This is a genomic window from Lutispora saccharofermentans (genome assembly GCF_024363565.1).
Lineage (GTDB): Bacteria > Bacillota > Clostridia > Lutisporales > Lutisporaceae > Lutispora > Lutispora saccharofermentans.
In genome coordinates this window covers 84,165-108,874 of the sequence record NZ_JAJEKE010000010.1, presented here as the reverse complement: position 1 = coordinate 108,874, position 24,710 = coordinate 84,165, and the positions used below count along the sequence as shown (strand labels likewise).

Below are 24,710 nucleotides of genomic sequence, written 5' to 3'. Positions count from 1 at the left end.
TTTCATTCCATCACCACCTTGAATTATAAGAGCAGTTTACCATATTTTGGGAGAAAATGAAATGCCTCAAAAAATCCACCCTATGCTGTTAAGAATTCTTAACAGTCCGCACAGGACGGATTTTTTTTGTTACCCTTGAAGCATACGGCAAGAAAGAGGTGAAAGCCTATGCTTCAAATCACCCGGGCGGATATCGTGGACGGCCAGACGCTGGATATTGAGCTGAGCAACGGGCACCTGATACTCTTCGACACGCGGCGCCTGATGGAAACAGATCCCTCCTATGAGGTCCTGCGGGATATGGAGGTGCTCCCCCGGCCGGAAACGGACGGCCGGAGCGTTTTCTGGCGCGACGGCCCCCGGCTTGAGCTGGAAGAAATCATGACCCTGCTGAACCGGCAGGGACCATTTGAAAAATGAGGAGGTAATAATTAAATGAAACTGAAATGCAAACGTATCGGCAGCCTGCTTCTGGCACTGTGCATGCTGATGACAATGCTGCCTGTGCAGGTCGCGGCGGCAGTGGACGGCACCTTTACCGACAACGGCCTTGAATATAAGGTACTGACGGAGGACGGCGACGCGAAAACGGGCACGGTGGCGCTGACCGGCTATGAAGGCAGTAAGCCCTCAGGCAGCTTCACCGTGACGGATGCGGTATATAATGGCGGCATAACATATACCGTAACGGAGATTGGCGACGGGGCCTTTGAGTATTGCGATTTTGTAAACCTTACCATACCTGACTCGGTGGAAGACATAGGCGATGAGGCGTTTGCGGACTGTGAAGAGCTTGCAAGCCTTTCCCTGGGCAGCTCGGTGAGGACCATCGGGGAGAGCGCCTTTGCATATTGTGGAAAGCTTGAAAGCGTCACTATCCCCGCTTCGGTGGAGGCTATAGGAAATGATGCCTTTAACCAGTGCGGCAGCCTGACGGCATTTACCGCGGCTTCGGACAACCCGAATTTCTCGGCTGAGGGCGGCGTTTTATATGACAAGAGCGGGGAGACACTGGTTATATATCCCCCGGGGAAAGCGGACACTTCCTTTTCGATCCCCGCTTTGGTGAAGACTATCGGCGCATATGCCTTTGCACGCTGTGACAACCTTGAAAGCATCACAATCGGCGGTTCCGTTGAAACCATCGGGGAGAGCTCCTTTGCATATTGTGAAAATCTTGAAAGCGTCACTATCGGCAGCTCGGTGAAGGTCATAGGGGAGAAGGCTTTCTCTAATTGTTATTCTCTTGAAAGCGTTATTTTTGAGGCTAACAGTTCCCTTGAGACAATCGGTGATGGAGCTTTTGGCTATTGCATAAGCCTTATAAGCCTGACCCTTCCCGATTCCCTGGAAAGCATAGGCGCAAGTGCATTTGGATACTGTGACTCTCTTGAAAGCATAAATATACCTGCCTCGGTAAATACCATCGGCGACCAGGCATTTTACGTCATTCCTAAACTAGCGACTATTACGGTGGCCCCGGACAACGGGTATTTCTCGGCGGAAGACAATGTCTTGTACGATAAAGCGAAAACCTTGCTTATAAGATATCTTCCCGGCAAAACGGACACTTCCTTTTCGGTACCGGCTTCGGTAGTAACCATAGGCGAGGGTGCATTTTATGCCTGCGGAGATATTGAGGCTGTGACCATCCCTGCCTCGGTAAATACAATAGGAGATGCAGCATTTTATTGGGCCAGCGGGCTTGAAGAAATAAGCTTTCTCGGCGTTGATCCGCCAAGCTCTATTTCAGATGACGACAGTACCTTTAGCAATACAGACTTGACTGCAATATATGTCCCGGCCGGCAGCGTGGATGCATATAAAGCGGCGCTTCCGGACTACGCGGATAAGGTGCAGGCAGCGCTTCTCTCCGCCACCGGCACCATGGACATCGGCGGCGAAACCGAGAAAAACCTTGCGTCCAATCAGTCCGGCACAGGCTGGACGTGGGATGCTGCGTCTGCCACCCTGACGCTGAACAGCAGCTATACCGGTGAACCCATAGCCATCGACTGCCAATACACAGATGCCATCAACCTTATATACACCGGGGATGTTTCCATTAGCAGCAGCGCCGCCAGCTCGATTTTTTGCCGCGGCAGCCTCAACATCACCGGTAGCGGCGGTACGCTGACGCTTAACTCCGCCGGCAGTGACAGCGCATATTGCGCCATAGATGTTTATTCTGGAGCGTTGACCATCGGCGGCAGCGCGGATGTGAACGCCACATGCGCGGGGTCGGGTACAAGTCCTGCGGCGGTGGTGATATACGGAATGAAGGGCGTAACCGTCAGCGGCAGCGCGGATGTGACGGCTGACGCAACAGGAGCCGACGCCAGCGGTATTTGGGTTGAGTGGGGAGATATCACTATTTCCACAACCGGTACGGTAACAGCCAACGGCAACGGCACAGGCGGCGCCCTCGCTATGTGGAACGTCAGGAAGTTGAATATGAGCGGCGGAACCCTCACGCTGACCGGCAATCCGCTGGTCGGTCATCGTGCAGACCTTAACATCACCGGCGGCAGCATCACCATAGGCGGCACCCCCGTCTACCGCGCCCTGCTGACCCTTTCCGGTGTGAGTGAGCCTGCGCAGGTTACGTCAATCAGCTCTCCCGCATCCGGCTACGGTGTTTCCAGTGATTATACCAGTGATGACGGCAGTCTCTGCTTCCTGCTTCCGGCCGGAAGCAGGATCGTTACCCTGACGGCGGACGGCAAGACCTATACCGGCACGGTGAATGTCACCACAGACCATGCGGCCGCGGCTACGCTGACGTATGCGCCGGGAGTAACCGTTTATCCTATCACCGTAAACAGCGGTACGGCGGATCCGGCCGAAGCGGCGGCAGACACAACGGTCACCATCACGGCAAACGCTGCACCCAGCGGACAGCGGTTCAAGGAATGGACGGTTGTCAGCGGCGGCGTGACCCTTGCCAACGCAAACGCGGCCAGCACCACCTTTACCATGCCCGCAAACCCGGTGGAGGTAACGGCGACCTATGAGGACATTCCGGCAGGCGTTAGGCCCGTAACCGGAATTACGCTGAACCGAACAAGCGCATCCCTGTACCGCAACGCAACCCCGAATACCGTTACCCTTACGGCAACGGTTGCACCGGCCGACGCTACGGATAAAACCGTGACATGGCGGAGCAGCAACACAGCGGTTGCCGCCGTGGATGCAAGCGGCAAGGTGACGGCGGCCGGCAACGGCACGGCGGTCATTACGGCCACTACCACCGACGGCGGTTACACGGCTTCCTGCACCGTAACGGTAACGACCTACAGCAGCGGCGGAGACAAAGACGGCGGAAGTTCCGGCAATGACAGAAGCAGAGGAGGAAGCACTGCATCGGCTGCCGGAACCGCGGTAACGGACGGCGGCGGAACAGTCACAGCCACGGCTTCCGTTGACGGCAGCGGCAATGCATCGGCAGCGGTGACACAGGCACAAATAAGCAATGCAATAGCGAAGGCTTCGGAAGCGGCGGCCAAATCAGGCCGGCCTGCAATGGTGGAGATCAAGGTGAAAGCCCCTGCGGATGCAAAAACAGTGGAAACGACAATACCCCAGGCTTCAATCAGGGAACTGGCCCGGGGAAAGGTGGAAGCCCTGACAATAAATACACCGGCGGCAGAGATCACCTTTGACGCCGAAGCCCTTTCAGCCATATCGGAGCGGGCGGCGGGAGAAGTGAAGATAACGGTAGCAAGAGCGGACGCCTCATCACTTTCAGAGGCCGACAGGCAGAAGATAGGGGACCGCCCGGTATTAGACTTCAGCGTAAAGAGCGGAGACAAGGAGATCACACAGTTCAGGGGGACAGCCACCGTATCGGTGCCCTACACTCCAAAGCCGGGCGAGGATATAAACGCCATAGTCATATACTACATCGACGCAAAGGGAGAAGCGGAGGCGGTTGCCGGCTGCTGGTACGATCCGGCAACAGGAAGGGTAATATTTGAGACAGACCACTTCTCAACCTACGCGGTAGGCTACAATAAAATAAGCTTCAGGGATGTGGAGCAAGCTTCCCCTTACGCTGAGGCGGTGACCTTCATAGCGGCAAGGGGCATCACCGGCGGCACAGGAAACGGCAATTTCAGCCCCGGAGAGGGTCTGACCAGGGGAGAATTCCTTGTGATGCTGATGAGAGCCTGCAACATAGCTCCCGACAGGGATATTTCCGAAAATTTTGCAGACGCGGGCAATACCTGGTACACAGGCTACCTTGCGGCGGCAAAGAGGCTTGGGATTTCAGAAGGCGTTGGAGCGAACAGCTTTGCTCCCGAAAGGAAGATAACCAACCAGGAGCTATACACCATGCTCTATAACTCCCTGGAGGCAATGAACAGGCTGCCGGAAGCGGCCTCAGGCAAAACACTGACCGCATACAGCGACAGCGGGGAAGTAGCCTCCTGGGCAAGCACAGCCATGAGCCACTTTGCCAAAGCAGACATACTGGCAGGCTCCGGAGGAAAGCTGTCCCCGGCGGCGGCAGCCACAAGGGCGGAAATGGCAAGGATAATGTACAGCCTGTTATCGAAATAAAGAATAAGTACAACAAAATGGGGCGGTGTGAAAACCGCCCCTAAATTATTTTTCTTTAATACCGCACCTTGCTGAATATATACTCTTCTTTCCCCGAGTTGGTAAGCTCGAACCATCCTCCGCCGTCCGCCCCCAGCTTTTTGCGCAGGTTGGCCACATGCACCGCTATGGTCCTGGCTGCGCCGGGGGAGCTTCCGCCCCATGCACGGCGGTAGATTTCACCGTAGCTGAGCCGCCGTCCCGCAAAGAGGGCGAAGCAGCCCAGAAGCTGCAGCTCCTTTTGAGTTAGCGGGATGTGCTTCCCTTCAAGGGTCGCTTCCCCGGACAGAAAATCAATGGCAAGAGGAAAAAGCTCTATCCTTCCTGCGGTCATGACGCCGGCCCTCCTGAGCTGGGCCGCCACCCGCGCGCTTAACACGTTCAGGTCATAGGGCTTGGTGACATAATCATCCCCTCCCTGCAAAAGGCCCTTTACCACGCTCTCGTTTTCATCCCTGCAGGTCAGGAATATGACGGGAGCGTTTGTTTTTTGCCGCAGCTCGGAGCAGAACCCGAAGCCGGAGCCGTCGGGCATCATCACATCCAGGAGGATCAGGTCGGGGCTGTGCTCCTCCAGCTGGAACCGTGCCTGCTCAAGAGTGGCTGTGCAGACCACCTCATAGCCCTTGCCCTCAAAGTATTCCCGGTTGATTTCCAGTACGTCGGCTTCATCCTCCACCATAAGAAGCTTCGCTTTTTTCATTCCATCACCACCTTGAATTATAAGAACAGTTTACCATATTTTATGCGAAAATGAAACGCTGTAAAAAAAGTTCGCCCCTGCTGTTAAGATTTCTTAACAGCACACAAAGGGCGGGCTTTTTTTGTTATCCTTTCCTCATAGATGAAAGTTTGGAATTTTATATAGCAAGAAAGAGGTGACGTCTATGCTTCAAATCATCCGCGTGGACATTGTTGACGGCCAGACTTTTGACATTGAGCTGAGTAACGGGCATCTGATACTGTTTGACACACGGCAGCTGATGGAAAAGGATAATTCCTACGAAATCCTGCGGAATCTGGAGGTGCTGCCCCGCCCGAATACCGATGGCCGGAGCATCTTCTGGCGGGATGGACCCCGGCTGGAGCTGGATGAAATCATGGCCCTGCTGAACTGGCAGGAAAGCAATTAAAGATGAGGGGGAGTATTTAAAATCAGACAAATACGGAAGAGGTCCTTGCAAAAAAAATGTGTAAAGGAGGTAATATATAATGCGACACAAGCCTAAGAGAAAAATTTTATCATTATTGCTGGTGGTATGCCTGATGCTGGACAGCTTACTCGGCATGGCTTTGCCTGTATATGCGGCTAATATTGGCGCTAATGCCTATGGGCACCAGGCAGTATATACCCCCGTGAATTATCTGTACACCACGGTAGCCCACCCCAGTTATGTGGTAAAGGGGGGAACGAGCTACGCCAATTTTCTATCATTTAAGCTTTTCGATGGCCAAAACAGCGACTGGAACAAAGTGGGTGAGAGCATTTACAAGGATAAAGCCAAAACAAAAAGCTGGCTTATCCGCAATCAATATCTGCTGAACGAATTCGGCTGCCGCAATGACATCCGGGTGACGAAAAACGGTAAAACCACATATTATACCAGCCCGATAATACAAAATAAACCTGACACAAAGATTTTCCCCGGTAACTGCCGGGTTGGATACCGGGATGGATCCTTTTACGCAACATATAACTTTGAAGGTCTATCCTGGCAGGATTCCGATGCATGGATAGGATACGGGGCAAACAAATATGATTATGCCATAGCCAATATGAATCACGAAAAGACGGGCAATATAGGAAATATGCTGGTTAAAGGAGATATTCAATATTTTCTGGCTTTTGAGCTGGACGGATACAATCACAGCTGTATATTCTGCGACAGCTACGATACTTCTACTTTGAAGATTTTTGGCAATCAGTACAAAAAGCAGGAGTTTGAATCTTTTAACCGTACAAATAATGTGCCTGACTTTGGAGTCGACAAAGCCTGGTTCCCGGCGAATAAGTTAACAACATTATATTATTCCGGAGATTCGGGGCATGACGAAAAGATCAGCGCCAAGCTTACTGAGGCCATTCTGGTGGGGCGGGATATTGCAGGCCCCAGGATCAAAAGCATAAAAGTCACTTCCGATAAAGAAGGCAAGAATGAGTTGCCGGGAGGGGCTATCACGCTTAACAATATAAACAGCCTCAGTGACCGCACTGTATATTTTCAGGTGATCTGGGATGAGCCGGTAATGTTTAAGGGTCTCACCAATGCGCAGACAGCAGCCCTCAGCCTAAAAGTGCAAACACAGGGCATAGACGGCACCAGCGGCATGATGGCCGAGGCACCTTTCTTGAGCTTTACTCCCAAAAAATCCGATTCTACACCAGTTATGACTTTTGAATATAGGCTCCCTGACCCCTATAACGATACTTCTCCTGTTACCCAAGAGAGAGGGTATTTCTATAAATTCACCAAAGTTGTTGTCAGCAGTAATGAAAATGAAAATCTATGGGGGAATATTACGGACATCGCCGGCAACAAATTTGCAGCCAACAGCAATGGCCAGCAGCCTGCAGGCAAGGTGGAATGTGCTATCAGCAGCTCACCCTTTGTAGATCTTCGCCCCTTTGCCATAGAGAATATCAGGGTGAATAAGGATAAAGCACCGGGCAATGAGTTTGTAGAACCGGGAGAGTTATTGTCTGTTACTTTAGAACTGAACAAGAACTTCGCCTATGAAGTTTTCGGAATTGACAGGGTCAATAATTATTTCAATAACGGGACAAATTACGAGAAATTGCCGTCGATAACCCTGAATATTAAAGATTCGTCAGGGCAATATGTGACCATTGCCCCCACCAATCCGACAACCGATCGGTTGGTCAAAAAAGTGTTTGACGGCGGCGCTTGGAAAGATTCCTCGCCAGAGCAATATTGGACCTCGCCGGCCAGCTCGTATAAACCCGTAGCGGCGGTGAACGCCAAAATAAATAAGAGTATATGGGGGCCCGGCAGCGTCAAATATGAAGCAAACAGCATCACCTATAATATACAGCTCTATCCGGGCTATACCATAGACGGGGATACCATAAAGGTAACCAAGGTAACCTCTCCGGCTGGCGCAAAGGATACGGCCGGCTATAGGCTTATGAATTATGAGGATAAAGGCGGCGTCTTAGAGCCTACTAATCTGCCGGCAGCGGCGGCGGGCAAGCTGAGTAAGTATAAAAAAGCCATGGATAAACAATATAAGCTGGACTTTATACCCCCGGTTATAGATGTCAGTGTCAGCGATGAAGAAAACGGCATCATCAAGGTCAAGGCGGATATCTCCGACCAAAATCTTTGGGGATGCGGCGCAGCCTTTGATATCAAAGTGGAGGGGAATGTCAATGGTCAGATAGAGTATCAGCCCTCGTCAAACGGTACTTATACTGAAGCTAATTGGGTCAAGGCTCCGGAAGGCTCCGCCCGTATCGGCGTAAGCGGGCCTATAATGGGGAGCGGCACGAATAGAAACGCCTATGCATTTATAAAGCTGCCTCATGAATCGGAGGTCAGCAGCGTCACCGCGGCGGTCACCGTTACCGACGAGGCCCGCAACAGCTCCGAAGGATCAGGGAAGCTGCCTCCGGAGGGCGGTTCCTGGAGCGGCTTTGACAGGCTGCCGCCGGTGGTGGCATTGACCAAAGATGGAGAAGCCGCCAAAGTAGACATAAACGATATGAGCTCGGTGACTTATACCTATGAATGGCAGGACACCTTTGAAGCAGACGGCACTAACCGCAAAGGCGAGCCGGGTACGTATACCGGAAGCGGTTCAGAAAATATGTACACAATTTCCTATACAGGTACTGCTCTGCCCGAGGGCAATACGATACATTACAAGACCTTGTGGGTCAAGGCAGAGGACAGTGAGGGCAACGAGAGCAATCCTGTATCCATGGATTTTGCCTTTGACAGGACCTATGCGGAGATAATTATAGGAGATATTAGCACCGGCAGGCTTGGAGCAGGTGAAGTGCCGGAGGCAAATATAACATTGAAAAATGTGAAGCGCTACTGGTATATGTGGCTTGAAAAGCCCACTGATTATATATATAAATATGGCACAGAAGAAATTACGGATGACATAGATTATGGCGATACGGCGGCATATGTGGCTGGTAAGGGATGGGGTATTTTCGGTTCTCGGTTTAACGGATGGGATCCGGAGGATGATAATATAAAGTTTGAGCGAGAGGTGGAAAACCAGCATACCGGTGGTTTTGCAGGCTTCTCCTTAAATAGCTTGATGCCGGGCAGCCCTGACAGCCAGGCTGAAGGCACTGTGGCAGGCGCCGTATACGCCGGCGGCTTTGACGGCAAGGGCCAAATCACCGTTGCAGAAGCCGTATATGCAGGATTGACAGCTGGGGAACCTTATACAAACATAACTGATCTGGATATCAAGCTTGATTATGATAATACCCAGGTCATAAGATGCGAAGACGATAAGCCTGAATATGAAGATCAGAAATGGATGCTCAGAAATGAGGAAAGCACTTATGAGCTTATGCTCCAGACGAAACCTGCTAAAGAGAGCAATCGTCCATTGGTGCTTCTGATATGCGTGGAAGATCCCAGCGATGAAACGGAAATTGGTGCCACACCCGGCAATCTCCGTTTTGCCTCCATAGAATTTGACACCTTTTATAATGAGCCGGAGATGGCAGTGCGGCAGATGAGATTCTCCACCAATGACAGCAGCGGAAATCGCATAGACCATGAAAGGCAAAGCGATGAAGGTTGGATTGAAGTAAACGAAGGCTTATATTGGCCAATGGATAAGTTCTATAGCTGGAGCGGAGGCGATAGGATACAGCAAAATCAGCTTATGATAAATACTACCGCATTCCATGACTTTGGCGAAGCAGAGTTCTACTTAGGTGCAGATCCGGCCACAGGCCTTGAAAGGCTGCCCGATGATGGCATAAAGCTTGAGCTTCGGAAAGAGCTTTACAGAGCTAGATACAAAGAAGAAATGGAAGACGGCAAGCCGACAAAGCTTGTATTTGATGATGATGGCTTATACATCGAAACATCGAAGCTGCCGGTAACGGTACAAAGTTGGGCTATAAATAAAGCTGATCTCACAAAGGCACAATTGTTTGCCGATGGCTACATCAATAATACCATAGGCAGCCAGCAGGACTTCACCTATGGCAGCAAGGCTTACAGATTCACAATAAAGCTGGACCCGGCCCTTGTGGACGCGGTACCCTATGAGATTCACCATGTTGGAGAAGATGAAGATGGAAATCCCGAACTGGAAGTATGGTATGTACGATATAGCTTCTATGCCGTCTATGATTATGGCGAGGATATAGAGTCACCCGATGATGAGCTCATAAGCAGGTTCATCTTTGACAATACCGTGCCAAGCGCCCGGTTGGAGGCTGTAGCTTATGAATATGATTCTGATAATTATTTCCGCTCCAGGGGCGGGGATGATATGCCGACGACGACAGAAGCGGTTTTTCAAGTGGATGTGAATGGCATTGATTTCACTGATGTGACGTCTTCACCTGCACTTGTTACTTACGGCGGCACGGATAAGCCCTGGCTGGATTTTGAATTCTATGATTCAGGCTTAGATATAAACGGAGCGCTGCCTCATACCCCAAGCCCTTATATGCCATTAATTTTGGCAGCAAGGGACAACGAGGATACGAAGCTTGGCTCCCGGCCTGCAGTGAGATGGGGTACCGGGGATAAATTGGAGGTAATGGGGAACCGAGTGAGATTTAAAAGCGATGCACCAAATGACGAATTCACCATTGATGAAGAAAGCATCAGACTTGAATCGGATTTTGTAAAGCCTATATATGGAGACGCCGGTGTGACCCAAAATGAATTCGACAGCAGCCTCATATACTATCAGTTCTACGATGATATCCGGGGAGTTGAATCGCCCATTTACGTTGTTGACCTGAGAAGGGACGATACACCGCCGGTGGTGGAGCTTAGCGTATCGGAGACAGAGATGCCCGTCAGGGAGGTAAGTATCAAAGTGGACGGCCTCTATGACATCCATCCGGTGACGGCAGGAGACATTACCACTTATATAGTAGATACCCCTGTGGGAGAAATTGAATTTGAAGTGAACGCATGGCGCAAGGTTGACCCGGGAGAAACCTTCAATACCACAGAGCCCGATGGGGACGATTACTATGATGAGGGAAAGGACTTTAATGATGACGGAGAGCATCAATATGTAAGGGTAAAGCCTGACAATGACGGCGTATATACCTTTATCCGCAACGGTTATATCCATATCGTAGCGATGGACTCGGCAGGGAATGCTGCGAGGGATTTGATTGTCAACGGTAAAGCCGGCGCCCCTTCGATGGAATGGGGAATGCTGTATGAGGTTGCAAATATAGACCTAGATCCTCCAAAATTCGTCACCGAACCGGTTTGGACAGCTGATGCTGCCCAAGGCAAATTCACTTTGACCGCCAAAGCCGATAACACTGCCACAGCGGCCTATATAAGATTCGACAAGGAATATACGGAATTTTTGACGGGAGATAACTATGATGAGCAAGAAGTAGAGCTTGAACCCCCTATGTTTGCAATAGGAAATATTCCCGGTCAATTAGGAGGCAGCTTCAATCCGGATACCGGTGAAATTGACTTGACTGTGCATATTAAATATGGCGGAAACAAAGCCCTGAAAGCAGCGTCTATTATTTTCACGGATATAGCCGGCAACGAGGCCGAGAGCAGTCATGATTTCGGCGCCGGGCTGACGGGAGTAGTGCCAAAAATCATCAATACCACAACGGGGATAGCTGAAAATGTGAATAATTACCCTGTTTACAGCTATGGAGAGAGCCTCGGCTTCAGCGCGCCGGTGAAGATCGATATGTATAACACGGGTTTTGCTTTGGAGCATGAGAACCTGCCTATTTACAGCGACGGGGCCATGCCTTTGGGCTATGTGGATCTCTTCGGCGGCACCTATGTGGAATATGTCTATGCCGATATATTCGGCCCCGGCTTCAGCCACAGCGTAAAGCTTTATGCCGGTGATGAGGAGCTGGATACCAGCGCCACTGTAAATAAAGGCGTCACCAATAAAGACATAACGGTAAAGATAGATACAAGCGGCACATCCGGATTAACGATTAACGGTGTAAACCAATGGCAGACCGCTGTAACAGAAAACGGCTCTGTGAATTATACATTAAAAAACAATAACTTAGGCCAGGAAAAGACCTTCACCCTCCCCATAAGCTGTATCGATAAAACTGTGCCGGAGGCCTATGTCAATACTGTAATAAACAGCTCCGTAGATGAAGAAACCGATGAAACCGCCGTCTATTCAATAACCTATGAGATCACAGGCTTCAGCAAGAAAAATGTGACGGTGATTGATGAAGCCGGCAACAGCGCACCCATAAGCATCACCTTTGACAAGAGCTCGGAAAGCAAGGCCTATACCTTTAGATTCCGAGATGAGGCGGGAAACATCGGCAGCTATGCCATAGACGTCAGTGCCATAGATTTCAGCGACCGGTCGGATGCGGAGATAAAAGGATACCGCCTGACCTTCACAGGCTCCGGCAAGGATGGAGCCAATATTCTGGGAATATATACCTCCGGCGGTGAGGCCATTAATCTGGGAGCGATAAACAGCGATGTGGCGGTAAAAGCCGAGGCGCTTAATTCCAGCGGCGAGACGGTGCCTGCATTGATGAGCCTTGTGGGTACGGCACCCCAGGGGGTTACAGCCTTTACAGCTCAAAAGAGCATGCTCTTTACCCTGGAAAAGGAAACGGAGCAAAAAGTCACGATAAAGCTTACGGGGCCTGCTAATAATATAGAAATACCCATAGCTCTGCCCGGGGGCACCATTGACAAGACCTCGCCCATAGGGACGATAAACTATGCGGAAAGCGGCGGCAATATTAAGGCCTACCTGGTGCCTTTATGCTCAGACCTGGCTGAGGATGGTGTCAATGTGACAGGGCAAAAGGGCGATGGTATAGCGCTGGAGTTGAAAAAGGACTCGACCGGCCATTATGTAGAATTTGACGCCAACGGCAGCGGATATTTTATCTTAAAGGATAAGGCGGGAAATATCGGTACTGTAGCCATTGCTGTTGCCACCATAGATAATAAGGCGCCCGAGCTGGGAGCGGAAGGCTGGTCAGGGGTTATCGAAGCCTACAGCAAAGCAGATAGCTGGATTGCCGACCTGGCTAAAATACTCAGCACCCCCACCAATAACTCCATAAAGGTGTTCTTCTCCTTTAATGAGCAGCTTTCAAAGGCTGAAGCAACTGCTTACGACAACAGTACGGATAAAAACGTGCTATCACCTGCTGAGGATTATGTCACCGCCCTTGTATCCGGAAATACGGTGACCATAGAGTTTAAGCAAAATTGCCAGGCAAAAATTTCGGTCTATGATATAAGGGGAAATGAAACAGTCCTATGGCGTCCCGAGGACGGGCCCATAACCATAATAGATAAAATCCCTCCGAAACTGAAAGCAGGTTATCCCCTGCAGTCAGTTGATAACAACAAAGTGACCATGGCCTATAAGTTTGATGAAAATGTCATGCTTTTAAGCAGCTCTGCCGAGGGATACAAAGATGAACATTCTGTAGAGTTTGGAAAAAACGGCCAGTATATCCTCACCTTTGCCGACAAAGCAGGCAATGTGCTGAGCCAGTATCCGCTGATCGAACAGATCGATGAGCTGGCACCCCATATAAAGCTAAGCCTGGAATTCGCGGGAGAAGGCAAAGAAGCAGGGGGCAAAGACGAGAAGGACAATGCTTTTTACTATACGAACCGTGATGTGCGGATCCTCCTCAATGTGTCAGATGATGCCGCCGACGGGCTGACCGTCACGGCATCAAAGCAGGGAGGCGCTCAAATGACGGTCACAAAAGAAGATGTCACAGTAGACACCAGGAACTATACCCATCACCTGACGGCTATGGAAAACGGCGTCTATGCCATCACAGCCAAAGACAAATGGGGGCATGAAAACACCGTCTATGCCAATGTGACCATAATCGACAAGACCCCTCCCACCATTGTGATGGCAAGCACCAAAGCAGTGGCCGTTGAGAAAAATGCCGGCGGGGAAGCCGTCAAAAATGCGGCTCTGCAAGGTGTGACGGCAGCGGATGCCCAGTCGGGGGCAAACGGAGGCGTGACGCTGAAGGCGGATATGTCAGATGTTGACCTGGCAAATCCGGGCAGCTATGCGGTCAAGATCACCGCTGCCGATAGATTGGGCAATGAAAGTATAAAGATGCGTACGGTGAACGTGCTGAGCGGCGAGCTCAGAATCTTTGAGATAAACGGCCAGTCCCTGGAGGCCAATGACGTTTTCATCACAACTCCGGGTAGGATTACCGTTTCAACAGCTCACCAAAGCTTCGGCGGGGAAAAAGTCAACCTCTACTATGCCCAGGGCTACAAGACCGCTGCTCAGATGAAGTACGCCACGCCCTTTGACGGCTCCGAGGGCTTTGATGCAAGCATTAAGGGAAATTACACCATACTGGCACAGAGCGCGGAGCGGGGCATGTACCTTGTATATGTCTATGTGTACTAAGAAGGGAGGGGAATAGTTATGATGAAACGTATAATATCAGTTTTTCTTATAGTCACCCTCATGCTCACCTTTGTCCCCATGGAGCCGGTTTGGGCGGCGTGGACAGAGCCCAAGACGGTGGAAATCGCCAATCAATATATCAAAGTGACAGTCAGCCGGGATAACGGAGGCTATGTCATAGCCACCAAAGACGGAGATATATTAAAAAAGAGCGATGATGATATGGCTTTGACCCATCGGGGAGCCAATATGGATACCTCCTTCACCTCCTTTAGGATCGGAGATAAGGATTATATATTCGGAAATGATTACGGATTCCTGGGCCAATCCACAACAGCCGTGACAACGGCTGTTGACCCCATGGGGGCCTGGGTGGCCAGCACCTGGAGCGTGAAGGATGTAGAGATAGAGCAGAAGATCACGCTGGTGAACAGCGAGATCTCAGAGCAGCTGGGTACAGCCATGATAAGCTATACAGTGAAAAACAAAGGAACCGGTTCTGCCAATGTGAAAAGCAGAGTCTTGATCGACACCCAGCTGGGAGACAAGGATTATGGCTACTATGAATTGCCAAAGCAGAACCTGGGGCAGGGCTATGAATACTTCGAATTTGAGCGCACCTGGGACAGCATCGCCGATCCCACCATCAGGATGCCTGCGGATTACTTTGTCAGGGATAATCCTTTTGCATCGGCTATAGTGGGCTTTGGGGTGAACAGCGTATTTGAGGATCAAAAGCCCTATAAGATGACCTTCGCCCATTGGGCCAATATTGCTGCGACGAAGTTTGACTATGCGCCTGATTTATCATTGAACTTCACCAACGGCATCAACGGCACCAAAACCGCCGACAGTGCCGCCGCCCTCTACTATGATCTGGGGCCGGTGGCAGGGGGAGGGGAGAAATCCTTCTCCACCTATTACGGGGTAACCGCTAATTTAAAAAATAAGGATAACAAAATTCTCATAAACACCACCGCACCGTCAAAGCTGGAGTTCACCGACGACAGCAATACGGCATATAAGGGATCGGAAAAGGATGTGGGGGAAAACATCGTCCGCATCAACACCACCATCACAAATCCTTCGGATTCAAAGAAGATGTACGATAATCTGGCGGTAGTGGTATATGCCCTTGGGTTTGAAACCCAGCGGCAGACGGATCTGGGGAACTGGGTCGAATACGATAATTCAGATCCGGTATATACGGATGTGATCAGCTTTGAGCCGGGGCAGAACCGCACCACCTACTTTGATTTCAAATTTACACCGGATAAAAACGCTCAGCTGGGCAGCTTCGTGACAAAGGTATTCGATATGGACGAAGATGTCAATGAGCTTGGCTCCTATGCGGAGGAATACTGCCTGGGCACCACGGAGAATTTTATAGTATTGCCGGGTACAGATCCTGACCTCCCCGCCATAACCTTGGCGGAAATAGGCCCTAAGATACTGTACAACGATGATACCCGCTACCTCACCGTGACAGGTCAGGGCATGAGCTTCTTCAGGAGCGATCTTTTAAACAAGATCGAGCTCAGGGGCGAAAACGGAAAAACCCATGAGGTCCCCATCGGCAATCTGACCTATGAACAAGGCGACAGGCCAAAAAGCGTTACGATGCAGATAAGCGGCTATATGGAGCCGGGGCCTTATGAGCTGCATTTCCTTTGGAAAACGGATACGGGTGAAACGGCACTCCAGGGTGTGCCGACGGATTTCACTTCATCCGCCATGTTTGTCCATATGTCCGGCGACCCAAAATACCGCAATGATCAATACGGAGTAGTGACAGTCCAAAGGGATGAGGGCAATAAATATAAAGTAGTACCCTATAAAAACGAATCAGCATTTTCAGCGGCGGGTGTAAACGCCGATGATCTGCTGCTGTCCTTCAGAGGGGATATCCTTCAGGATAGGGAAAACAAGAATTTCTATCGCATGCTGGGCAAAAATAAAAACATCAATATCAACCATATGTTGAATTACTACGGCAGCGATCTCACCATAGAGCAAAAAAACGATGGCACCGCAGAAGTTTTAATGGACGGCAAGATCACCACCATAGGTGCCAATACCACTGTGCGCGATGGTACGGCAGCATTTAGATTAAAGGCAGGCACAGAATACATTGTCCCCTTATACAATGCACGGGGTGAGATAAAAAGCGGTGATAGTATAGCCCTGGGGCAGGACTATATCGAGCTTAAATGGGATAATGCCTTTGACACTTTGCGGACCATAGGAGGCTTTTTAATCGACCTCAAATACGGTGTGCTGGGCAAGATCCAAAACTCAGACGGCAGCACCTACGATATCATATCCTTCGGAGGGGGCCTGGACCTGGGCTTTCTCACACCCGGGGGAGCGGCAAAAGCCCGTCAAAATAAAAAAGGCGGGGATAGCTGGACCAGGGAAACAGTGGTGGATGAAGATGATGATCCCGACGGCTTCGGCTTTGGATTAAACTTTGATGATGAGACCGGGGATATAACGGCACAGACAAAAGAAGTGGATGCGCCTCCGAAAAACTCAAAGCCCAGCAGAGTTGAGGCCGGAGCTGCCATTCACGATATATTGTACGGCGGCAAATCCCCGGGCTATATAGGCATCAATATGGACGCTCACGTCAGCCTGCCTCAGCTCGTCAGCTTTTTGCCCAACAAGATCGAAGCGGATTTGGGGATCAACACCATCGGCGGATACCAGGTAGGCTTTGACGGCAAGGTCAAGACAGCGACTATGGAAATGCAGCTTTCACTGGTGATAAAGTCCAATCCGTCAGGGGCCCCCATCCCGGATAAATTATACTTCACCATTGGCGGCTTTGAGCCGGGCTTTAATGTGGACGGCGCGGGAGTGCTCTGGATAACCGGCGGGGGAGGGGGCTTTGATAAGCTCTATGACACCATATACGGCAAGGACGGCATACCGCCTTTGACACTTTTGCTCCATGTGGAATTTGACGTGACAAAGATTTTATCAGGCAGCGCGGATCTTGAATTGTCCTTGCGCTCTATTTCAATAAGCTTTGATGATCTGAGCCTGAAAAAGCTGAAGGATGCCAAATTCATCGACGGAGGCCTGGCAGCCATAGGCTGGTATCCCAATTTCAGCCTCAATCTGAGGGCAGGGGTCACCTATATGCAGATACTTAAAGGCTCCATGCAGATAACGGCAGGAGCCGGAGGCGATACAAAAGCCTTCTTTGAATTTGTCCTCCGGGTATCCCTGACTTTGCCCAAGATTATCCCGGTAGTCGGCGGAATGCAGATAGCATCGGCGGAGCTGGGGGGAGGCACGGAAAAGGTATGGGGAACTATTATTCTCCTTGAAATAGTAAAGGTTGGCTTTGTCTACTACTGGGGCGGCGATGTGGAGTTTACCGCCGGCAATGTGGGCGGCGGCGAATCCATGGGCTTGGCTCCAAGCGGGCAACCCATCATGTTTGCCGATGCGGGAGAGCGGCGCAGCTTTGCCTTATATAAGGCCATGACCGCACCCCGGGAAGTGGGGGCGGACCCGGAGACGGGAGAAAGCCAATTTGTATCAGTGGGCAGCAATCTGTCCTTCGTTGCGGGGAGCAAGGTTGCGGCAGATTTCGCGGATATGGCGGCTCAGGCTATGCAGCCTGCCGGAAGGATGAGGGCTCTCGCAGCCACTCCGACTCAGATATATGCCAATGAGCAGCGGACCAGCCATCTGGTGCAGTTCGGCGATGCGGACGATTATATTTTGACGGTGAGCCGCGCCGACGGTGAGGAGCTGACCGGAGATTATCTGCAGGAGCATATGACGGTGAAACAAAACGGCAGCTTATATCCTTTGAAATACTACACGGCTCCCGGAGCAGGGGCAACGGATACGGAAAAGGAAAATGCCCTGAAAACCGCAAATGTAAATATTGCGGGAGGCGTGGCGTATATAGTAATCCCCCATACTGACCTTACAATAAACAAAAATTTCTTGATAGAGTTTAATGATAACAAAGCCTATGACGTGGGTGCTATTTATGTGGACCCCATAAGCGAGCTCAAAACTTGCGGATCATCCTTATCAGGAAATAGTCTCACCGTCAATTGGACGGGAGAAAATATCAGCGATACGGCAAAGATAATCGTGTCCATATCCGACATAGAGGGTCAGGACGGCGTTATCCTCAATACTGTTGATATCTTTGCAAAATATACGGGAGATAAAGGGGAAGCGGTGTTAAACATCCCATCGGAGATGGCCGGCGGGAAATATTATGTGACCTTGACCTTGAGCGATGAAGAAAAATGCTTTGAAAAGTATGAGGCAGGCAGCGTTAACGTCACAAACAGCAAGGCACCCGGAGCACCTATATCGGTGGTTCTGAGCAATGCCGGCAATGACAAGCTGAAAGCGGATATCACACCCGCTGATCCGGGCGATGCTAAGCTCAAAGGATACTTTATCGATGTTTACGAAGACGGCACGCTGGTTGACGCCGGGCTGTATTTTGACAAAGACGATGATATCCTCATCGGAGGTCGTTATGATGTGCCGGTAATGGATGGTGAAGGAAAGCCTACAGGACAATCCGTGACGGTGGGATATACTCCCAGAAAGAGGTACAGTATAAAGGCGAGAGCAGGGAACATTGAAGACCCGGATCCGGATATTGACGGCGATGAAATATACCATTGCAGCTCATATGTCAATTCGGAGGCTGTGGCATTAAAAGGAGCAACCCCGCCAAAGCTGACTATAGCCTATGACCGGGCAGCGGGCAATGCTTTGATTACCTCAGACGTTGCCATTACAGGAGAATTATATATAAACGGCGATATAGAGGATGGCAAGTGGTATAAATTTGATACCCCGGCAACAAGGATGGCCCAGCCCCTCAGCTTGCCTGACGGCGAGCATAGCCTGGAATTCCATGCCGTGGATGGGGATGGAGACCATGCCATTGTGCAGCAAATAGTCAATATTGATACCACCCCGCCCTCATTCATGCTGGAGGCTCCTCTAAGCGGCAATACCTTCAGCGGAAATACCATCTTGGTGCGAGGAACGGCGGATCATGACGCCGTATATACCTTTAAGCTAAACGGAGAAGCAGTTATTCCTATTGAGAAAGACAACATATTTAAGGATGGGCTCTTAAGCTGTACCCTTCCTCTGGGCTCCGCGGCAAATTCATCGAAGGCTGCTCTTGAGATCACCGCCGCAGATGCTGCAGGCAATGCGGAAACAAAGCTGGTGGAGCTTACAAATGCGAAGCTGGCGGATATCAACAGCATCGCGATTTATAAGGAGGCTTCCCCCGCAGCCAATGGTCAGATCAGCCTGAACGAGGCGGAAAGGGCGGAACTTCGCCTTATGGGCTTCATAAAGGGCGGAACCACGATAGACATAACCGACAGTCCGGCTTCAAGACTGGAGGTGTTCGGCGGCAGCTCCGCATCCCTGGAGGGGAACCTTGTCACAGCTAAAGCGGAGGGGCAGACTTTGCTGAGGGCCCAATACGATCTGGGCGGCGGCAGGATGCTGCAGGACGGCGTAGTGATAGCTGTAGCTGAGTCTGCCTATGGCGTCAGCCTCAGCGAGAGCGGCACTTACACCTTTGCAGGACGCAAGGAAGGATACGGCAGTACAGCCTACAGGGAAGTAATCGTAGCCAACATCGGCAGCCAATCTACGGGAGAGCTTGCTGTGTCGCTTTCCGGCAGGAACGGCAGCAGCTTTGCCTTAGCCGGGACTCCCATAAGCAATATTGACAAGGGCGGCACCGGAAGGTTCTCCATCAAGCCGAAGGATAATCTCCCGGCAGGAACCTATGAGGCAACTGTCACGGTTTCCGGGAGCAGCGGCATCACCGCATCCTTTAACGTCAGCTTTACCGTAAGCCCCAAGGATACATCAGGCGGCGATGATAAGGATGACGGCGGAGGCAGCAAAGGCAGTGCAGATGCCGGCAAAGCAGCAAAAGAAGACAAAACCCCCTCACCGTTGACACCGGAAGCAAAATGGGAAAATCCTTTTGCGGACATCAAGGAATCCGATTGGTTCTACTCCTATGTGGAGTATGTATGCTCAGAGGGATTGTTCAACGGCACAACGGAGAGCACATTCTCACCGGCCATGCCTATGACGAGGAGTATGCTGGCAACAGTGCTTTGGCGTATGGACGGATCTCCGAAGCCTCAGGGCAAGACTTTCTTCGCCGACCTGCAGGATGGCTGGTATAAGGATGCGGTGCTCTGGGCCAGTGAAAACAACATTGTATCAGGCTACGGCGGAGGGCTTTTCGGCCCCGATGACAACATTACCCGGGAGCAGATGGCAGTCATGCTTTATCGCTACAGCCAGTACAAAGGCTATGACGTGACGGCAGGAGCTGATCTAAGCGGCTATATCGACGCAGAGGATATAAGCGGCTGGGCTTTGGCGGCCATGAAATGGGCTAATGACCGGGGCCTGATCACCGGCAGGAGCGATAAGGAGCTGGCGTCTAAAGCCAAAGCCGGCAGGGCAGAGATTGCCGCCATACTTTACCGGTTTATGACAAGATATATGGAAAAGTAAGCTTTATAAAGCTGGATAGTGAAAGCGGGCAATGAAGAACTGTCCGCTTTTCACAATTCTTCATTTACTAAACAAAGAATTATATGTATAATTTATATAGAAAGCTAAGTTATTTTGTTCAATATTCGGGAGGGAAATAGCGGTGGGCAATGAGGAAAAAATACTGGAAATGCTAATCGATCTTACAAAAGCAATAGATAATACCAGGACAGAGCTCAAAGCAGAGATTCAAGGTGTCAGGACAGAGCTCAAAGAAGAGATTCAAGGTGTCAGGACAGAGCTCAAAGAAGAGATTCAAGGTGTTAGGACAGAACTCAAAGAAGAGATTCAGGGTGTCAGGACAGAGCTCAAAGCAGAAATTCAGGGTGTCAGGACAGAACTTGAGACAGAAATTCGGGAGAACAGAAAAGAGATTATCAAAATCGAGAATAAGATTGAAAGTGAAATATCAGATAAAATCTGCGGTCTTTACGATAGCAGAGAAGTGACAAATGACAAACTTGATAAAATTTCTAATGATATTGGAGACATCAAAGAAACCATATCAAATGTTGAACTCATCACCGCCAGCAACTGGAGAGATCTAACGAAGCTTAAATCAATAAAATAATGAGCCTGTAAAGTTCTATAAAAATGGTATCAGGCTTGTGCTGAAAAAGAGGCAGCCATCGCGACTGCCTCTTTTATATAGCTGCTTTTTATCCCTTTGCCACCTTTGCAGGGTACCACTTGGCAAACCATATCGTAAAGGCGCCCATCAATGCAGGTGCTGCGGAATTGATCAAACCGGTGTAGGCGGACAGGGGGCTGCTCATAAGAAAGTATGAGAAGGCTGCAATCAGCAGGTATAATACTCCCCATGCCATGGTCAGTATCCTGTTTGTTTTGATGAACAATGGGTTGCTCAATGCTCCGTCACCGCCGTAATCGCCGCTTGAATAATGGGCGGACAATGGTATTTTTACTGCGCAGGATAAAAGCCACAGCATTCCAAACAGCAGATAGGACAGGCAAATGATGAGGGCTTTATCGACGGAAAGCAGCGCCGTCAAACTGAGCATGGATACCAAAATGCCGCTGATCCTATCGTAAACCGTCAATCTGTATCTATAGCCAAGCATGGGAATCAGAGCGCAAGACAAGATTCCTGCTGCGCCGCCCCAGACAGCATCGATGGGAAGCAATACCCACAAGGCGATCCATTGATACAGCAGGATGCTCATATTGGTTTTCCCCAGTTCACTATGATCCTCCAAAGCAGGCTTTTTTCCGCCGAAATATTCATCCATCTTCAGCATGGTGTCAAAGTCGCCCAAAACCCTGTACTGCTTTTTCATCATGGCTTCGGCGCCGTTGAGCTTTCCCTCCGAGATTTGCCGCCAAATTTCAAAGGATATTTCAATCCTTGTGGTATATGGTATAAAAGCATCGGTCTTGACAGTACATTTTTCTTTGCCCAATAACAATTGATAGGTCTTATCGAGGTCGGTAAAAAACATTTCCAGAATTATATCCTTCACATAGCTTTGGGGGTTGTAAATGGCGGCCATCTGCCGCATGAAGTTGTAGGAAGGGTCCCGTGGCTCGTCGCCCTGAGCAGATCCTTTTATATCCCAGCTGGCGTCGGCCATCTCGACAAAAACCTCCGGAGGGTATAAAAGCTCCTCCAGCTTGCTTTGCGTATCCTCTGAAAAACTGCCGTACAGGGCAAATTCCTCTCCTGCTTTTTTGACATAAGATAAATAATCGCCGGTCCTTGCTGAAAGCTGCGGCACCCGCAACAGCTCCCCCTCAGGGCAGATGATCTTGGCCAGCCTTTTTCCGAACATTATTTCAAACTGCCGGAGCAGAGCATCATAATTATTTTTTGTGGAATAAAAGCCGCAGGTTGAGATCAATACATGGCGTTGATGTGACAGGTCGTATCGCGGAGGGTGCCCGCTGGTCCCGTCCTCATATACAGCCATAAAAGGCAGGTTGGTAGGCAGCAAGCGATCCAGGAAGGCTTTGATCTTGGAAGGCATGCCCAGATAATAAAGGGGGAAGCTCCATAGGATGACATCGGCGTTTATATACTTTTCCGTAAGCTCTGCCATGTCATCCTTTATGATGCAGCGGCCGGGCGTTTTAGTCCAGCATGCAAAACATCCGCGGCAATGCTCAATGTTGGATTGGCAGATGGATATGATATCAATGCGGTGACTGCTGCCCTCACTCAATCCCTCCAAGAATGCATTTGCTAATTTAAGAGTATTGCTCTCGTCACCCCTGGGGCTGCCGTTGAGCACCAATATATTCATAGTGAGCCCTCCAGCAGCTTGATTGCGCTGTCTGCCCAATCAAGGCACATTTTGAAATAAGATTTGCCGAAGGCAGCCGTAAGCCCCCAGTAAAGAGCTTGTTGATTTGAACTGGCGCAGGAGCGGTAATCTTCTATATTGCCGTCGGTTCCTTCCAAAGCCTCCATGGCCTCCATACATCTTTTTTTATAGTTTTCAAGCATTATGATATTTTCATCAACATTTCTCTCGCCGGAGAAAAAAAGCTTCATTAAAAATGCGCTGCGGATTTGAAACTCGCTGTCCAGGCTGCTTTCATCCAGCCATTTGTACAGCTCCGCTTTCCCCATATCGGTAATGGAATATTGTCTCTTGTTTGGCTTATCCGTTTGGAACACGATTTCCGATGTGAGCCATCCAAGCTTTTCCATAGCGTTGAGTTCACGATAGATCTGGCTTGTCTGCGCCTGCCAGAAAAAGTTGAGAGAATCCTTAAACGTCTTATCAAGCTCATATCCCGTCATCCGGCCATAGCTCAGAAGGCCTAAAAGTCCGTGCTTCAAAGACATAGCGGCACCTCCAAATTTATATTATACAAATATTATATTACACAAGTATAATATAGTCAAGGAAGAAAAATCTTTTCGGCTCTTTCTGCGGCAACATAAAGCTCGTCTCTCTCAGGCGGTGTGATGGCTATGCAATCATCCCCCGAGACCAGGAGCTTATCCTTTTCCGTAATCTTTCCTATTATGGAGGCATCAATGCCGCGGGCTGCCAGGGCCTTCACCACTTCGTCGCCCTTTGGGGCGCATATGAGCATGGAACCGCTGGAAATAAGCCCAAGGGGATCGATCCGGAAAAAGTCGCAGATAGCTCTGGTTTCAGGCAATATGGGGAGCTTCTCCTTTATTATCCTTACCCCTGTACCGGAAGCTTCGGCTATCTCATAAACAGCCCCAAGCAAGCCGCCTTCGGTTATGTCATGCATAGCTGAGGCTCCTGCTTTGGCAGCGGCAAGCCCATCCTCAACGGCTCCTATTTTTTTGATAAAGCTTTGGGCTCTGTGCAGCAGTTCAGGTGACAGCTCCGCTTTCAATATATCCTCATAGTCCGATGCCAGTATTGATGTCCCTTCGAGGCCAAGAGCCTTGGTCACAATCACATCATCGCCGGGCCTGGCTCCCGAAGAGGTCACATATTCGTTCTTTTTTGCTATTCCCAGGGCAGTCACAGAGACCACCGGCTTGATAACCGCATCGGTGATCTCGCTGTGCCCTCCCAATATCTCTATCCCTATCTGGCGGGAAGCATCGTGTATGCCCTCCATCAGATCCTTCAGCATGAGCTCGTCGGCACCGGCGGGCAGAAGCAATGTCACCAGTATACCGAGAGGGTTTGCTCCGCAGGCGGCGATATCGTTGCAGGAAATGAAGACCGAAAGATATCCGCTGTTTTTATTGGCACCGGTTATGGGATCGGTGGAAGCCACAGCCACATTTTCACCAAAGTCGATGATGCTGCAATCCTCACCAAAGCCGGAGTGAACCAGCACTTCTTTTCTCATACTCCCAAGATATGGATAAACAGAACTCTTCAATATCTCAGGAGGCACTTTTCCTATTTTCAAGAATGATCACCTCTAAAATTTAT

General features: G+C 50.2%; 10 protein-coding genes. 6 read left to right on the top strand and 4 right to left on the bottom strand.

The window, feature by feature from the left end:
* Positions 1 to 168: 168 nt before the first annotated feature.
* Both LJD61_RS12110 and LJD61_RS12105 read left to right on the top strand, forming a co-directional pair.
* Positions 169 to 420 (top strand): hypothetical protein, encoded by a 252-nt coding sequence (locus LJD61_RS12110; RefSeq protein WP_255227807.1) that lies wholly within the window; start codon positions 169 to 171, stop codon positions 418 to 420.
* Positions 421 to 435: 15 nt separating this feature from the next.
* Positions 436 to 4,563, top strand: a complete 4,128-nt coding sequence (locus LJD61_RS12105) for a leucine-rich repeat protein (protein ID WP_255227806.1) — start codon at positions 436 to 438, stop codon at positions 4,561 to 4,563.
* Positions 4,564 to 4,618: 55 nt separating this feature from the next.
* On the opposite strand, the gene LJD61_RS12100 is transcribed toward LJD61_RS12105, so the two are convergent.
* Complete coding sequence (locus tag LJD61_RS12100) at positions 4,619 to 5,305, bottom strand: response regulator transcription factor (RefSeq protein ID WP_255227805.1); 687 nt, start codon at positions 5,303 to 5,305, stop codon at positions 4,619 to 4,621.
* A 184-nt stretch (positions 5,306 to 5,489) separates the two neighbouring features.
* Here LJD61_RS12100 and LJD61_RS12095 point away from each other — a divergent pair, with 184 nt between their 5' ends.
* From LJD61_RS12095 to LJD61_RS12080, 4 genes are all read left to right on the top strand, one after another.
* Positions 5,490 to 5,735, top strand: coding sequence for a hypothetical protein (locus LJD61_RS12095; RefSeq protein WP_255227804.1), 246 nt, complete (start codon positions 5,490 to 5,492; stop codon positions 5,733 to 5,735).
* A gap of 79 nt (positions 5,736 to 5,814) precedes the next feature.
* Entirely contained in the window at positions 5,815 to 14,223 is an 8,409-nt protein-coding gene (locus LJD61_RS12090; protein WP_255227803.1) for a DUF5011 domain-containing protein, read from the top strand.
* Between the two features lie 18 nt (positions 14,224 to 14,241).
* Positions 14,242 to 20,778, top strand: a complete 6,537-nt coding sequence (locus LJD61_RS12085; protein ID WP_255227802.1) for an S-layer homology domain-containing protein — start codon at positions 14,242 to 14,244, stop codon at positions 20,776 to 20,778.
* A 142-nt stretch (positions 20,779 to 20,920) separates the two neighbouring features.
* The gene (locus tag LJD61_RS12080; protein WP_255227801.1) at positions 20,921 to 21,388 is read left to right on the top strand and encodes a hypothetical protein; all 468 of its coding nucleotides are present in this window, start codon (positions 20,921 to 20,923) and stop codon (positions 21,386 to 21,388) included.
* 88 nt (positions 21,389 to 21,476) lie between these two features.
* On the opposite strand, the gene LJD61_RS12075 is transcribed toward LJD61_RS12080, so the two are convergent.
* Genes LJD61_RS12075 through LJD61_RS12065 form a run of 3 tightly spaced genes read right to left on the bottom strand, consistent with a single transcriptional unit; the run spans position 21,477 to position 24,687 of the window.
* On the bottom strand, positions 21,477 to 23,078 hold the full coding sequence (locus LJD61_RS12075; RefSeq protein ID WP_255227800.1) for an NAD(P)H-dependent oxidoreductase: 1,602 nt from the start codon (positions 23,076 to 23,078) through the stop codon (positions 21,477 to 21,479).
* Entirely contained in the window at positions 23,075 to 23,626 is a 552-nt protein-coding gene (locus tag LJD61_RS12070) for a PadR family transcriptional regulator (protein ID WP_255227799.1), read from the bottom strand. Before LJD61_RS12070 ends, LJD61_RS12075 begins: the two co-directional genes overlap by 4 nt.
* A 56-nt stretch (positions 23,627 to 23,682) precedes the next feature.
* Positions 23,683 to 24,687: an AIR synthase family protein gene (locus tag LJD61_RS12065; RefSeq protein WP_255227798.1), complete on the bottom strand. Its 1,005-nt coding sequence runs from the start codon at positions 24,685 to 24,687 to the stop codon at positions 23,683 to 23,685.
* Positions 24,688 to 24,710 lie beyond the last annotated feature (23 nt).